This is a genomic window from Rubinisphaera italica (assembly GCF_007859715.1).
In the GTDB taxonomy this organism is placed as follows: Bacteria; Planctomycetota; Planctomycetia; order Planctomycetales; family Planctomycetaceae; genus Rubinisphaera; species Rubinisphaera italica.
In genome coordinates this window covers 6,407,156-6,421,729 of sequence record NZ_SJPG01000001.1, presented here as the reverse complement: position 1 = coordinate 6,421,729, position 14,574 = coordinate 6,407,156, and the positions used below count along the sequence as shown (strand labels likewise).

General features: G+C 52.6%; 13 protein-coding genes. 11 read left to right on the top strand and 2 right to left on the bottom strand.

The window, feature by feature from the left end:
- Positions 1-116 precede the first annotated feature (116 nt).
- The 11 genes from Pan54_RS24580 (at position 117) to Pan54_RS26000 (ending at position 12,785) form a co-directional block, all read left to right on the top strand.
- Complete coding sequence (locus Pan54_RS24580; RefSeq protein ID WP_146506075.1) at positions 117-578, top strand: hypothetical protein; 462 nt, start codon at positions 117-119, stop codon at positions 576-578.
- Between the two features lie 211 nt (positions 579-789).
- A complete protein-coding gene (locus Pan54_RS24575) occupies positions 790-2,277 on the top strand; it encodes an efflux RND transporter periplasmic adaptor subunit (protein ID WP_207310218.1) in 1,488 nt (495 codons plus the stop codon).
- A gap of 12 nt (positions 2,278-2,289) precedes the next feature.
- On the top strand, positions 2,290-5,544 hold the full coding sequence (locus Pan54_RS24570) for an efflux RND transporter permease subunit (RefSeq protein WP_146506074.1): 3,255 nt from the start codon (positions 2,290-2,292) through the stop codon (positions 5,542-5,544).
- 146 nt (positions 5,545-5,690) lie between these two features.
- Positions 5,691-6,212 carry a hypothetical protein gene (locus Pan54_RS24565; RefSeq protein ID WP_207310217.1) on the top strand — a complete coding sequence of 174 codons (522 nt, stop codon included), beginning with the start codon at positions 5,691-5,693 and terminating at the stop codon, positions 6,210-6,212.
- 158 nt (positions 6,213-6,370) lie between these two features.
- The gene (locus Pan54_RS24560; protein WP_146506073.1) at positions 6,371-7,147 is read left to right on the top strand and encodes a hypothetical protein; all 777 of its coding nucleotides are present in this window, start codon (positions 6,371-6,373) and stop codon (positions 7,145-7,147) included.
- Positions 7,148-7,267: 120 nt separating this feature from the next.
- Positions 7,268-8,494 (top strand): ABC transporter permease, encoded by a 1,227-nt coding sequence (locus Pan54_RS24555; RefSeq protein WP_146506072.1) that lies wholly within the window; start codon positions 7,268-7,270, stop codon positions 8,492-8,494.
- 54 nt (positions 8,495-8,548) lie between these two features.
- Positions 8,549-9,232: an ABC transporter ATP-binding protein gene (locus tag Pan54_RS24550; RefSeq protein ID WP_146506071.1), complete on the top strand. Its 684-nt coding sequence runs from the start codon at positions 8,549-8,551 to the stop codon at positions 9,230-9,232.
- 76 nt (positions 9,233-9,308) lie between these two features.
- Complete coding sequence (locus Pan54_RS24545; protein WP_146506070.1) at positions 9,309-10,274, top strand: cation diffusion facilitator family transporter; 966 nt, start codon at positions 9,309-9,311, stop codon at positions 10,272-10,274.
- Positions 10,275-10,448: 174 nt separating this feature from the next.
- A complete protein-coding gene (locus Pan54_RS24540) occupies positions 10,449-10,730 on the top strand; it encodes a hypothetical protein (protein WP_146506069.1) in 282 nt (93 codons plus the stop codon).
- Between the two features lie 18 nt (positions 10,731-10,748).
- Positions 10,749-11,735, top strand: coding sequence for an AAA family ATPase (locus Pan54_RS24535; protein WP_146506068.1), 987 nt, complete (start codon positions 10,749-10,751; stop codon positions 11,733-11,735).
- Positions 11,736-11,747: 12 nt separating this feature from the next.
- A complete protein-coding gene (locus tag Pan54_RS26000) occupies positions 11,748-12,785 on the top strand; it encodes a hypothetical protein (protein WP_165441964.1) in 1,038 nt (345 codons plus the stop codon).
- 24 nt (positions 12,786-12,809) lie between these two features.
- Here Pan54_RS26000 and Pan54_RS24525 read toward each other — a convergent pair whose 3' ends face one another.
- A complete protein-coding gene (locus Pan54_RS24525; protein ID WP_146506066.1) occupies positions 12,810-13,028 on the bottom strand; it encodes a hypothetical protein in 219 nt (72 codons plus the stop codon).
- Positions 13,021-14,382, bottom strand: coding sequence for a hypothetical protein (locus Pan54_RS24520; RefSeq protein WP_146506065.1), 1,362 nt, complete (start codon positions 14,380-14,382; stop codon positions 13,021-13,023). The genes Pan54_RS24525 and Pan54_RS24520 overlap by 8 nt, the downstream gene beginning before the upstream one ends.
- Positions 14,383-14,574: the final 192 nt, after the last annotated feature.

The following is a 14,574-nucleotide window of genomic DNA, read 5'->3' as shown; positions in this document are numbered from 1 at the left end:
GCTGCCGTGTGGACGACCAGTCATAAATCGCTATAAATCGCTGTAGACGAGATGCCGAATAACCGATATAAACTGTATAAGTAACTATTAGGCAGTACTAACATTTCCACAAAACTATGTTTCACAGCATCATCACCATCCTGACGACGGCGGCAGTCGCGTTTCACGCGATACTGGGATGTTGTGCGCACCATACCCACTCCTGTGATTCGCATGAGTCTGGGCTGGCTGTTGTGGCTTCTGCTGAAGCGAAGGACGACTGCTCGCACGGTGAACATGACCATGATCACGAGAGTGGTTCGCCAGGTGAAGAACTCGCTGGCGACTGCGATCACGAGCATGACGGTCGACATCACGATGATTGTGGTGAAGGAGATTGCAGCTTCACTTCGGTGCCGCGAAGCAATGACCTCGAATTGATGCTCAGATTCTCAATGTGGTGCCAGGCTCTCAGCGATACGGCTCATGCCGATGCTTTTGATGGCCTGCTTTCACTGCACACTGCTGCTGAGACGTCCCCAGATCCATTGATGGGTTCGAGGACTGTACGCGCCATATCTCAGGTTTGGCGACTGTAAGTAGCCCACGCACCAAGGTTTGTCTCTGGACGGTGATCTTCTCAACGAATTGAATCGTTGGTTTGAACGTCACGCTTTACGGTCCGGCTGCTCTCTTTTCCTTGGCTAGATTCTCCTTGCGATTGATTGATCGTTGAACGCTGCGTTTCTCCTAAATATGGGGCATATCGCACGCAGGTTGGATGAATTCCCGTGTGCTGGATACAGAACAATGAAGATACGTTTACCTAAAATGCCAATGACATGGGTCTGGATCGCTGGGCTCCTGATCGTCGCAGCTGTCGGCGGCGCGACGTGGAGCCGCTGGTTCCCGGCAGCCACATCATGGGTCGATAGCACGGTCACTACGTTCCGTGGCGGTGGTGAAACAGGTGAGGGGGAAACTCACGCCGAGGATGACCCACATGCTGGCCATGACCACGATGCTCACGCCGGACACAGCGAAGAGACATCGTTGGAGTTGTCGGATCAGGCACTGCGAAACATCGGCCTGTCGGACGAGACCATTCAGCCGATCAAGCTGGAAACTTTCCGTAGGTCGATCACGGTTCCGGCCGTTGTGGTGGAGCGCCCCGGTCGTACTCGTGTTCAAGTTGCGACACCGATGACCGGTGTCATCACTCACGTTCATGCCGTGCAAGGAGAAGCCGTTGAACCAGGCACATTGCTTTTTCAAATTCGCCTCACGCACGAAGACCTTGTCAATGCTCAGACAGAGTTCGTCAAAACGCTGGGTGAATTGGAAGTCGAAGAAAAAGAGATCACTCGCCTAAAGGAAGTCACACGCAGCGGGGCTGTCCCGGGAAAACTCTTGCTGGATCGTGAATATGCCCGCGACAAATTAACCGCATTACTGCGTGCTCAGCGTGAAGCGTTGCGTTTACATGGACTCTCGAACAACCAGGTAGACCAGATAGCCAGTGAACGAAGACTATTGCGGGAATTGCAAATCTTCGCCCCATCGATTGACAGCCACGGTGAAGAAGAGCTGAAGCTGACGCGACGAACCATCAATCAGGCAAGTTACCAGCAACCCATACCGCAGGCTCACACAGGCCCCCTGATCCTTCAGCAGCTGGACGTTTACAAAGGTCAATCGGTCAACGCAGGTGACACGCTAAGCATTCTCACCGACTACGACGAACTCTTCATCGAAGGGATGGCTTTTGAGCAGGACGTGAGCCAGCTTCGGCAAGCATCTGAACAGGAATGGACGGTCGATGCCATCTTTCAGCAACCTGGGGCGGAAACACAGGTCGTCGAGGGATTAGACATCGCCTACCTCGCCAACACAATTGATACTGATTCGCGCACGCTGCACTTTTATGTCCGTTTGCCTAATCAAGTCACGAAGGATCGCCGTGACCAGGGCAATCGGTATGTGGAATGGAAATACCTGCCGGGACAGCGACTTCAACTCCGCGTGCCGGTCGAACAGTGGCCCGATCAGATTGTCGTTCCCGTTGATGCGGTCTCACGCGAAGGAGCGGAATCGTTCGTGTTTCAGCAGAACGGCGACCACTTCGATCGCGTGCCTGTTCACGTCAAGTACCGCGACCAGTTTTCTGCAGTGATTGACAACGATGGTTCGCTGTTTCCTGGTGATGTCGTTGCGCTGCGTGGTGCTCATCAAATGCAAATGGCCCTCAAGAATAAGGCTGGCGGCGGAGTTGATCCGCATGCTGGTCACAACCACTAGAAGGGCTAAACCATGTTAAATTCAATTATTCGATTCGCTCTCCGACAGCGACTGCTGGTCATCGCTGCGGCTTTGTTCCTCGTGGGATACGGCACATGGCAGACGACGCAGTCGCAAATCGATGTCTTTCCCGATTTGAACCGTCCGCGTGTGGTGATCATGACGGAAGCGCCTGGACTTGCTCCTGAAGAAGTCGAAACGCTGATCACTTTTCCTATCGAAACAACGATGAACGGCGCGAACGGTGTGCAAGCTGTTCGCAGTTCGTCTGGCGTCGGCATTTCCGTGGTCTACGTTGAGTTCGATTGGGGGACAGACATTTACAACGATCGTCAAATCGTTAACGAACGTCTGCAACTTGTGCAGGAACGCATGCCGGAAGGCGTTAGCCCGACGTTGGCTCCGATTTCATCCATCATGGGCCAGATTTTGATGCTGGGTATGTGGAGTGAGGACGGCGAAACCGAACCTCTCGAACTGCGAACGCTTGGAGACTGGGTTGTACGGCAGCGACTGCTAACAATTCCCGGCGTTTCGCAAGTCTTCACGATGGGCGGCGGCCGCAAGCAATTTCAGGTGTTGGTTGATCCCGATGCGATGCTGCGTTACGGCGTCTCGCTACATGAAGTCAAACAGGCCGTTCAAAACAGCAACGAGAACGCGACGGGGGGCTATCTCGATGAACAGGGACCGAATGAACTACTGGTTCGGGCATTAGGTCGCGTGCAGTCGATTGAAGACTTGCAGAAAGTTGTCGTCACGATGCGTGAAGGCAGGCCCATTGCGCTCGCACAAATTGCTCGTGTTGTCGAAGGACCGCAGGTCAAACGTGGTGACAGCGCCGCCTTTGTTCGCAATGAAGCAGGCGAATTCTCAGGCGGCCCGGCGGTCATCCTCACGATTAACAAACAACCTGGAGCCGACACGCGACGAGTAACGGATGATGTGATGGCCGCAATCGACGATCTACGACCTTCGCTGCCGAATGACCTACGAATCGAGCCTCTTTATACACAGAAGTCGTTCATTGACCGAGCCATTGAAAACGTCGTGGAAGCGCTACGCGATGGCGGAATTCTGGTCGTCATCATTCTGTTCCTGTTCCTGATGAATTTTCGCACGACGCTCATCACGTTGACGGCGATCCCATTGTCCTTGGTGATGACCGCAATCGTGTTTTCATTTTTCGATCTCTCAATCAACACGATGACGCTGGGGGGTCTTGCTGTCGCCATTGGCGAATTGGTGGACGATGCGATCGTAGATGTGGAGAACATCTTCCGGCGATTGAAGGAGAATCGTGGTGCGACCAATCCTAAGAACCCGCTACTGGTTGTCTTTCAAGCCAGCGTTGAAATTCGCAACTCCATCGTGTTTGGCACGATGATCGTCATTTTGGTCTTCGTCCCACTGTTTGCATTGTCGGGAATGGAAGGCCGCTTGTTCGCCCCGCTCGGTGTGGCCTACATCGTTTCGATTCTGTCCTCACTGCTTGTTTCACTCACGGTGACTCCGGTGCTTTCGTACTGGTTACTCGGTCGCCGCAAACTGGTGGAACACGAGAAAGATGGCTTCATTCTGCGAGGGATCAAGTGGGCTGGTGACAAAGTGATTCGCTTCAGTTTGCTCGTCCCGCGATTCAATCTGGCCGTGACCGCTGTCTTGGTTGGGTTGGCGGCGTTGTTCGTGACGCGACTGGATCGTGACTTTCTACCGCCATTCAACGAGGGTGCCGTCCAACTGAATGTCGTGCTGCCGCCGGGAACGTCACTCGAAACATCGAACGAGATTGGCCAACGCGTTGAGCAGCGGATTCAGGAGATTGATGACATCGTCAAGTTTGTTCGCCGAACCGGTCGAGCTGAACTCGATGAACATGCTGAAGGTGTGAATATGAGTGAATTGATTCTGGAACTCGATCCGGAGTCACCACGATCGCGTGAGGAACAACTGGAAGAAATTCGCGAGGCGATGGCCGACATTCCCGGGATTGTCACTGCTGTGGAGCAGCCGATCGCTCATTTGATTTCGCACATGCTGTCCGGCGTGAAAGCGCAAATTGGCATCAAGATTTATGGCGATGACTTGGATACGCTACGACGTAAAGCAGAAGAAATGAAAGCCGCGATGCAGGCCGTGCCAGGAGTTAAGGACTTGCTTGTCGAGCCGCAGGTCACGATTCCTCAACTCCGCATCGAGTTGGACCGCGATCAGTTGCTGCTTTATGGGCTGACGCCCGTGGAAGTCAATGAATTCATTGAAACGGCAATGAACGGGCAGGTCGTTTCGGAAGTTCTTATTGGCCAGCGAACATTCGACTTGCTGATTCGGTTGGACGAAAATTACCGCGAGAACATGCAATCGCTTCGGCGATTGACAATCGACATGGAAGATGGAGGCAAACTCCCTTTAGAGGCGGTTGCCAAGATTTACGAATCAGGTGGTCCCAACACGGTCAATCGTGAAAATGTGAGACGTCGAATTGTGCTGCAATGCAATGTCTCGGATCGCGGTGTGGTTGATGTCGTGCAGGACATTCAAAAGCGAGTTCGTCCGGTCGTTGAATCGTTGCCCCCCGGATACTTCGTTGAATACAGCGGTCAGTTCGAAAGCCAACAATCGGCATCGCGAATTATTGGGGCTTTATTCGCTGTGTCGATGATCGGCGTGTTTCTTGTTTTGTTCACAATGTTCCGTTCGGTCAATCTCTCTTTGCAAGTGATGATGGCTCTGCCGATGGCCTTCATCGGCTCTGTTGTTGCACTGGTGATTACCGGGCAGACACTGACCGTAGCAGCGATGGTCGGCTTTATCTCGCTGGCTGGCATCGCGACTCGCAACGGAATTCTGCTGCTCAATCACTACCTGCATCTGGTCAAGTACGAAGGCGAAAGCTGGACGAAAGAAATGATCGTCCGTGCTGGACTGGAACGCTTGGCTCCTGTGTTGATGACGGCACTGACAACCGGCATCGGGCTGGTCCCACTTGTTCTGGCGGCGGGTGAGCCGGGGAAAGAAATTCTTTATCCCGTGGCTACTGTGATCCTGGGAGGATTGATCAGTTCCACACTACTCGACTTCTTCGTTCACCCGGCCCTGTTCTGGTTGATCGGCCTGAAGGAAGCCGAACGAGTTGTTAATGAATCTCATACAGATGTTGCCCTCGTTGTGGAAGCTGACGAGGAGCATTTCGCTCATAAAACCAATCCTTCTTCGTCCGGGACGACGGAGACCACTGAACCCGTGACCGCTCCTGCTGCCCAGTGATGAGTAACAAGTCCGACTTCATCCTCTGTAACAAAAACTGATCAAGACAAGCCAAGACATAGCAGTTTGCCGATTTGCACTGCTGCAAGCTCATCACCAAATCTAAACAACCCTCTGAATTAGTAACCCCAACTCTGGAGAATGAGATGAAAACACCAACTACTTTTACGACGTTTTTCTTGATGGCAACCGTATTGGTCATCGCTGGATGCTCGGACAAATCTTCAACGGATACCGCCACGTCTGGCCCGCCGAATACTGTTGATGCTCATGCCGGTCACGCGCATCCATCAGAAGGCCCGCATCATGGCGACCTGATCGAGCTCGGCAACGAAGAATATCATGCCGAGATTCTCCACGATGAAGACGCCGGGACAATCACCATCTATGTACTCAACGGGGCGGCGACAGAACAGGTTTCGATTGACGCAACCGAAGTCACGATCAATGCCAAGCACGATGGCAAACCGGAACAATTCACGCTGGCAGCTTCACCAGACACGAATGATCCCCAAGGCAAGTCATCACGATTCATCTCCAACGATGCGGAACTCGCGCATCGTCTTGATGAAGAAGGAGCCGAACCAAAGCTCGTGCTGTCCATCAACGGCAAGTCATATCGCGGCACAATCTCGCACGATCATGACCACGACGGGCACGACCACTAATTGATGAATGCCGATGGCAGATTGATGATTTGTCAATCTGCAATCTCAATTCTTCAATCACGAAGAGCCACCATTTCTTCCACTTGGATCGCCGATGGCAGGTTCACGTCAATCTGCAATCGGTAGTCTCAAATCTTCACTGAAAAAGGAGTTTCCCAATGACAAGGATCGTTTCAACTTTTGGATTGTCCGTCGCGTTGCTGAGTGCTGTTTTAACCATCGGACATTCAGCACACGCAGCCAGTCCGGCCAAGCAAGTTGTGGATACGGCTGCACGAAACAATCAGTTCGCTTTCGTGATGTTCTATCGCGGTAACGATACTGCCGCTCAGGCAATGCACAAAACCATCCAAACGACGCTTGCTGGACGTAAGGATGCTGTGATCGTGCCTGTGCAAATCAATGACGATACTGAGCAAGAGCTGATTCAGCGGTTTGACGCAACGCGAATCCCGATGCCAGCTGTCGCCGTTCTCGCTCCCAACGGAGCGGTGTGCAGCGTTTTTCCACAGAAGGTCAACGGACATCAACTGACGGCGGCCATCGTTTCGCCGGGACAGGCAAGTTGCCTCAAAGCATTGCAAGAAAGCAAGATCGTCGTCTTGTGTGCTCAACCCGCACCGTCCACGGAAATTCCGGTTGGCGTCCGTCAGTTTCAGGCCGACAAGCTGTTTTCAAACCGAACGGAAGTCGTGACCGTGATGGCCACCGACCCCAATGAAGCCAAGTTTCTGAACCAATTGCGGATCCCCACGAACCAGCAGACACCGGTTGTCGCTTTCATGGCCCCTCCGGGAGTGATGCTTGGAGTCTTCAACGCGAACGTGACGCATGACGTATTAGCTCAAAAACTGGCAGCTGCTGGAAAGTGCTGCGACGACGAGAACTGTAAGCACCACAAGGCCGCATCGGGGCAACAGCCTTCGCGTCGATGATGACAATAGAGTCCAGGGTCGAAAGTCCAGAGCAAGCGTCTTTGGACTCGACTCACTCAACTCTGGTTTTAGCAATCTTCAATCTCAAACTATCAATCCGCAAACAAAGGAATGGATTCCATGAAATTACAGACAATGATCTGGAAGGAACTCTGGCAACGACCAACACCGATGCTGACCAGTTTGCTGGCAGTCACCTTGGGTGTCACCGCAATGGTGGCGATTCAAAACATCACGGTTTTCTCGGAACGCAAGATCGCCGGTGATATGGAATCGCTCGGAGCGAACGTGCTGGTCTTGCCACCGACGGTCAGCTTGCAGGATTACTACTCCGCTGACATGCACGGCCAGACAATGCCCGAGGAATATGTGTCGCGTTTGGCATTGGCTCGGATGCCGGGCGTTGAAAATCTTGCTCCGAAACTGTGTGTTGAATCGAATGTTGACTCGATCCCGGTCACAGTGACCGGAATCCTGCCGCAATCCGAATTCCAGGCCAAAGCCGCTTGGCAGGGGCTGGGTTTGATTAGTCCCGTCGGGACCGACCGCGGCTGTTGTGCAACCAAGGCCAACGTAGAAGCAGGTGCCAATGACCCGAATTCGCTCGCCGCGAACCGAACCATTCAGGAACTCGGCGATCGTGATGTGATTCTTGGGCAAGATCTGGCGGCTCAATTGAGAGCAAAGGTTGGCGACAAACTGCTGGTTCTCGACGAATCGTTCACCGTCCTGACCGTACTGCCATCAACCGGAACAATCGACGACAGTCGGATGTTCGCTCACCTGCACAGCGTGCAGGATTTGTCCGGTGCCGGGCCTGTGGTTAACGTCATCGAAATCATGGCTTGCTGCGAAGATGCGGCCGGGAGTCTGATTACAAATCTTTCTGCTGAACTGCCCGACACCCGCATCATTACAATCGCTCAGGTGGTCGAGACACAAGTCGCTGTCAATGGGTTGATGTCGCGTCTGTCATGGGTCTTTCTTTCGATTCTTCTACTGGTCGGTGGAGCCAGCATCGCCAGCGTGATGTATGCAAACGTGACCGAACGCCGCAAAGAAATTGGTACGTTGATGGCTCTCGGTGCCAGTCGTAGCTTTGTGACTCGAATGTTTCTTGGCAAAGCGACGCTGCTCGGTTTGGCGGGTGGTTTCGGAGGCTTTGTGATTGGAACGGTCGTTGCATCCATTTTGGGACCACAACTGTTGGGCATCAGTGTTCAACCACTGCCGGAGCTTTTGGCCGTAGGTATGGTTGCCGCAACCGTGGTTGCTGTGGCAGCGAGCTTCCTGCCTGCAAGACGAGCAGCAGGACTCGACCCATGCCTCGTCTTCAATGACGCATGAACCAACAGCCAACAGCATCACACTCCAACATACTTCAGCACAAAGGACTCTCTTATGTATCAGCTTCAATCAGTCACGCAGACCTATGAACGTCGTGGCAATGTCGTCACCGCACTGGATACCTGCAATCTCGAAATCCCCGACAATGACTTTATCGCTATCGTCGGTCCCAGCGGCAGCGGCAAAACAACGTTGCTCTCAATCCTTGGCGGAATGATGGCTCCGACTTCCGGCAGTGTCTCGCTTGACGGCCAATCGTTGTACGAAATGTCAATTGACGAGCGAACGAAGCTGCGGGGCGAAAAGGTTGGTTTCGTCTTCCAGTCCTTCAATCTGGTAACGTGGATGTCTGCATGCGAAAACGTCCAGGTTCCTCTGATGCTCTCCAGGAAACCTGCAACCGAACAGCGTGCTCACGCGCTCGAACTACTCGACCGCGTCGGACTTTCGGATCGAGCCGACCATCTGCCGTCGGAACTGAGCCAAGGTCAACAGCAGCGAGTCGCACTGGCTCGTACGCTGGCCAACGATCCGCAAGTGATCCTTGCCGATGAACCGACAGGAAACCTCGATTCGCAGACGCGTCAACAAGTGATGAACTATCTGGCCGAATTCCACAACGACGGGCGAACGATCATCATGGTGACGCACGATGCAGATACCGCCGCGTTTGCAAAGCGAACCATCCGGCTCGTTGAAGGCGTCACCCACGAAGTCATGGCTGTAGAGGCTGCATGATAGTAACGTGATGATCAAAGTAATCGCGGCGTAGCATGCACTGGCAAATTCGAAACACGTATGAAATGAGTTTGTAATGCCACAGACACGAAAAGAACATTCCAATCATGACCATTCTGGCCATTCTCACGGCGCCAGCCGAAGTGGAGAATTGGAAGGGGTCAGCGATTCTCGTTTGCTGTGGGCCGTGATTCTGAATCAGATTCTCACGGTCGGACAGGTGGTTGCCGGAATCTTTTCCGGCAGCGTGGCTCTACTTTCTGATGCGGCTCACAATTTCAATGATGCCAATGCACTGCTGATCGCTTACATCGCTCGTCGAATCTCCAAAAAAGATGCGAATGAACGATATACGTTCGGGTACCGCCGAGCGGAAATGATTGGCGCGTTGATCAACCTCACATTGCTGGCGGTCATCGGATTGTACTTGGTTTATGAAGGCATCATGCGCTTCATGGAGCCGCAGGAGATCATCGGATGGCTGATGGCCGCCACGGCGTTGTTGGCATTGGTCATCGACGTTGCTACAGCATTGCTGTTATGGGCGATGAGTCGCGGGTCATTAAACGTTCGTGCGGCATTCATCCACAATATTGTCGATGCACTCGGAAGTGTTGCCGTACTGCTGGGAGCCGGAGCAATCATCTGGTTCGACTGGACGTGGGTCGATCCAGTGATCACTTTGCTAATTGCCAGCTACGTGCTGTGGCAGGTCTTCAAAATGCTTCCACAGGCCACGCGTGTGTTGATGGAAGGAACTCCCGTCGATCTTGATATGAAAGAACTGGTCAAAAAAATAGAGCAAATTGACGGAGTCAGCGGGACGCACCATGTTCATGTCTGGGAACTGGATGAGCAGCATCGAGCGTTGGAGGCTCATGTTATTATACAGAAAGGGAATCCGGATGTACTTGAATCGATCAAGCGGAAAATCAAGCATTCTCTTTCGGATGAATTTCAAATCCAGCACTCAACACTGGAATTCGAGTACGAGGGAGTCGGTGAAGACTGTGATGACCAGCAAGTCATCGCCGACCATTAGGAGACAGGTTCAGATTTCAACATGCTGTTGACCCTATTTATCCTGACAACATTTTTGCTCTGTGGAGTCCTCGCGTCTGTGTGGCGCCGGCGTAATTCGCGACATTCGCTTTACTTTCGGTGCTGAAAGTCCGAAGTTGTATTAAATAACTTGGGTGTAACAATGGGTCTTGTGATGAAATCTCGCGAAGGTGTCGAAGCAAATGGACTTGGTGATCTCGGTCAAAGGATTCGACAGCGGCTCGAACCTGGGAAGGGAGAACGACCTGGGAGGCCGAGCGATCCGACTTGGAAAATTCAGCGAAAATTGTCCATGAGCGAAGAAACACTTGTTCTCCTGGAACAGGCCGCTGTTGCGGTCAGCACAGATGAGAGACGAGTCAGCCCAATGCAGATTGCAGCACTTTTGATTGAAGATGCGACGCAGGGACTTGCAAAGCAACTGAATGAAAGCTGAACGGATTCGAAAAATACGATGGCAACCGCACAACAAATCAAATCATTGCTGGCAAGTTACAGCGAAGCGGACGGCGAAATGTTCGTTTCTGTCGCTCTGCAAATTGCTGCGCATGAAGCACGCGCTGGAAAGGGAAAGCTGGCCTCGGATATCAAGCGGCTCGTTGATGACATCAAGACGAAGCAGAAGCAAGCAAAGGTCGGTGGCTCTGTTCCCATCAGTCGTCCAGTTGGTGAGTTGGCCGCGTTGTTGTCGGCGACATATCCAAGAACGAAGCTGTCCGAGATGGTTCTTGCCCCTGAGCAATACGAATCGTTGAAGCTGGTTTTGCACGAATATCGTCAGCAGGCGAAGTTGCGGGAGCACGGACTGTCCGCTCGGCGTAAATTGTTGCTCGTTGGGCCGCCCGGTGTTGGGAAAACGATGACATCGTGGGCTCTCGCAGGTGAACTCAAACTACCACACTTTACAGTGCAACTTCATTCGCTGATTACGAAATACATGGGCGAAACTGCGGCCAAGCTGTTCGCAATCTTCGAGTCAATGCGACACACGCGCGGAGTCTATCTGTTCGATGAGTTCGACGCGATTGGTTCTATGCGCGAGGGCAGTAATGACGTTGGTGAGATTCGACGCGTGCTCAACTCGTTCCTTCAATTCTTGGAGCAGGATGAATCGGATAGTCTGATCATTGCAGCGACTAATCTTGAAGCGATTCTGGACGACGCACTATTCCGTCGTTTCGATGATGTGATCCGATACCAATTACCGGGCGAGGACGAGAGACTCACTTTGATTGAGAATCGACTCTCTTCATTCAAACTGCGCAAAGAAAACATTAAGCAAATGGCGTTGGTTGCAGACGGATTAAGTCACGCAGAATTATGTCGTGCGTGCGATCAGTCAGCAAAGTTGGCAGTTCTTGCCGACCGACGAAACATAGAACCTGGCGAACTTGAAAAAGCGATACAGACGTTTCGCGAGAGAAAACAAACAGTTAGGTAGGACGTAGTCTTCATGGCGGAATTTCGACACTTCTTGTTACAGAACACCCGCAGTCGACAGAATTACATCAGCACGCAGAGTGGTGGAGGCAAGAAGAACAGTCCGCCACTTCCCGAACGGAAAACTCACGCTGACAAGTTACTGGGTGATCTTGCACGAGCTGAGAAGAAAGCGAAGGCGCGTCAGAAAACAGAACCTGCTTACGAGGGTATTCAGTTCATTCCGATGGTGTTCGACGAGAGTTCGGACTTCGATCTTGAACAACAGCAACTCGAAAACACGTCGCCCGGTGCCCGAATCGTCAGTGCCAAAGAACGCGGTGGGCGGAAAGAATATCTCGTCGCAGTTCCCGACAGTGAAGTCAGTAAGTTCGCAGATAAGTTCCGAGACTATCGCGACAAAGAAACAGCGAAAAAGGGCACGCCTCTAAACGAAAAACTTGCCTCCAGCGTCATCACGATCGACGCGGCTGAACTGGAATCCGTGACGACTTTGATTCCGACGATGCGTTCCAGAAGGCATTTGAGGATTTCGAGAATCGCTGGGGTGAGTGGGAAGAATGCGAGCGGTATCCACAGTGGCAATACCGCATCTGCGTTACGTTCTCGGTCGCTAATTGAGCGAGTTCCATTTCGCTCCATCCCACTTCCACCAGTTGTTCTCGTGCCAATGGGCATCGCACTGTGGGCACCGGAATGCTGTGTTGGACTGAACGAAGACAGGTCGCCGACAACCGGGACAATTTGTGTTTGGGTTGCGACCAGTGACTCGGACCTGCTCACTGTCATTGTTCAGTGGAGCACCAAGAGAATCGTAAAACGGGTCGCCGCCGCTTTTCTTGATCGCCTCATAGCCTTCTGGATCGAACAATTTCACGAAACCGTTCGTAAACAGCCTCGATCCTTGCCAAAACAAAAACAGCGTTACACCGAAACCAAGCAGCAACGGCAAAGCGAACGGTGCGAGAATGATCGCCGCAATAATCCCGACTGGCGAGCAAATCAGAAAGAAGCGAAGTTGGACAAGCCAATGTGGGGTGCGGTCGTCTGACAAGTGAGGCTCCTTGAGGGCGGTCTAAAACGGAACATCGTCATGGTCCGCTTCTGCATAATTGGGCGGCATGTCGAGAATGAAGCCGATGCAATTGCATCTTTCACAGCGGTCAGAAAAATGGGTTGTGTAATGCTCATCGCAACCCCAGACTCGACCTTCACCGTCGCAGACCGGACAGATCTCGATCACTCGGCGTCCAAGAATCTCGGTCGGTAATGGTTGATTTGCCGGACTACTCATTGTTTGGGTGCTCCGTGACGAACGCTCCAAACTCCTCTGCGATGGCTGCTGCCACTTCTGAGCGTAGACCACTCGGCACGAGCGACCCATCAAGCAGTTCTCCAAGTACAACTCCGCAGCGTTGTTCGAGCAGAGCCTTTTCGTCGTTCGATAGTGACGACAAGTGATCGGACAAACGATGCAAAGTCATACCGTCAGGGGTGCTCTGACTTCTGACACACAGTTCGTGAAGACACGCCAAGGCAACCGCTTCGCTTCGGACTCCCTCAGTTTTAAGGCACTCGGTCAGATCGTTCCAAAGCGAATCGCACTGGTTCAGCTTCAAACTCAGTGCCGCCCGAACCAGCCGGGCTTCAGGGAATGGAACCGGCTGAAAGTCCTCATAGACCTCAAATTGAAGGTCTTGAAGTGGTTGACCAAAGCCGACACATACGTTGGCAGCGTTCATCGCTTGGTCGTAGTTTCCACAGGCTGCGTGCGAGATTGCCAGTCGTAGCATGAACGCATCGCATCCATGATCGAGCGTTCCGCTCGGCATGAAATCACCATAGGCATCGACGTTTCCTGCATCAGCAAACGCATGACGCCATTCAACTCCGTCGTTGCCGCCGTACATGTACATCTCGACCAGACGAATGAAGACAACAGTCACGGGGGATGTTCCTTCCTCGGAGTGCTCCTCTAATTCGTCAAAGCAACGCTGAAGGTAAGCACAGGCATTCGAGAAGTCGTGTGCGTCGAAGAAGAGCCATCCGATCCATCCATAAAGCCGAACAAGATCAACACCGCTTCGCTCTCCCCACCACCAATCGGCTGACGGACTCATCAGTGCAATAACGAGGGTTTCCGCTGCCTGCTTGGATGAGCCAGACAAGTAATGGGCCAATGCAAGTCGATCCAATGCAACTCCGATCAAGTCGATGTCGTTGGGTGTTTCGCCGCAAAGCGGAATTCGAGGGTCTGTTGCTTCAAACCGAGCGGTTTGCATATCGACTCCAAATGCCGCCCACCAGTTTTGTCCAAGGGTGAGTGTCTCGATTTCTTCGGTTCCCACACGCAGAAAAAAACATGGTCGTGTCGAAGCTTGGAGAAAGGTCGTGAAGTGATTGATGGCTTTAGATGTGGCGATTTGCTCATCCGAAGTGAGAGTATGGCTGGTTGGGAATCCTTCCCTGAAGAACTGGTCGGAGTGGTGCAGACCCAACAAGAAGTGAGCAGCAATTGACCAGTCTGCCCTTTGCCCCGCTTTGAGACACGCCAGCATCTTTTCGACATTTCCAACCGACTCTTCTGTCAGTTGTCCACCCATTTTCTCGGCGATCTCCAAGATTTGGTCTTCGGGTGAATCTGTCACGAGGCGACGTCCTTAAAGAGGAAACTCCTTGCTCTATCCAGATGAGCGAGTGCGAATGCTCCAATGGCTCAACTTCACGCAATTCTCATATTTCTGATCCGCTTTTGAGCTAGTCGCCAGTCGGCACTCGCCCTTCTTAATGGAGGCGGACCATTCCGATGTTCGTTGTTCGTCCACCAAGGGATCGTGCAA

What these genes read in the sequence shown, in the direction of transcription:
- Pan54_RS24535 (WP_146506068.1), top strand. Translation starts at nt 10,749, where the DNA reads ATGGCAACCGCACAACAAATCAAATCATTGCTGGCAAGTTACAGCGAA.
- Pan54_RS24540 (WP_146506069.1), top strand. Translation starts at nt 10,449, where the DNA reads ATGAAATCTCGCGAAGGTGTCGAAGCAAATGGACTTGGTGATCTCGGT.
- Pan54_RS26000 (WP_165441964.1), top strand. Translation starts at nt 11,748, where the DNA reads ATGGCGGAATTTCGACACTTCTTGTTACAGAACACCCGCAGTCGACAG.
- Pan54_RS24555 (WP_146506072.1), top strand. Translation starts at nt 7,268, where the DNA reads ATGAAATTACAGACAATGATCTGGAAGGAACTCTGGCAACGACCAACA.
- Pan54_RS24525 (WP_146506066.1), bottom strand. Translation starts at nt 13,028, where the DNA reads ATGAGTAGTCCGGCAAATCAACCATTACCGACCGAGATTCTTGGACGC.
- Pan54_RS24560 (WP_146506073.1), top strand. Translation starts at nt 6,371, where the DNA reads ATGACAAGGATCGTTTCAACTTTTGGATTGTCCGTCGCGTTGCTGAGT.
- Pan54_RS24545 (WP_146506070.1), top strand. Translation starts at nt 9,309, where the DNA reads ATGCCACAGACACGAAAAGAACATTCCAATCATGACCATTCTGGCCAT.
- Pan54_RS24565 (WP_207310217.1), top strand. Translation starts at nt 5,691, where the DNA reads ATGAAAACACCAACTACTTTTACGACGTTTTTCTTGATGGCAACCGTA.
- Pan54_RS24550 (WP_146506071.1), top strand. Translation starts at nt 8,549, where the DNA reads ATGTATCAGCTTCAATCAGTCACGCAGACCTATGAACGTCGTGGCAAT.
- Pan54_RS24580 (WP_146506075.1), top strand. Translation starts at nt 117, where the DNA reads ATGTTTCACAGCATCATCACCATCCTGACGACGGCGGCAGTCGCGTTT.
- Pan54_RS24570 (WP_146506074.1), top strand. Translation starts at nt 2,290, where the DNA reads ATGTTAAATTCAATTATTCGATTCGCTCTCCGACAGCGACTGCTGGTC.
- Pan54_RS24575 (WP_207310218.1), top strand. Translation starts at nt 790, where the DNA reads ATGAAGATACGTTTACCTAAAATGCCAATGACATGGGTCTGGATCGCT.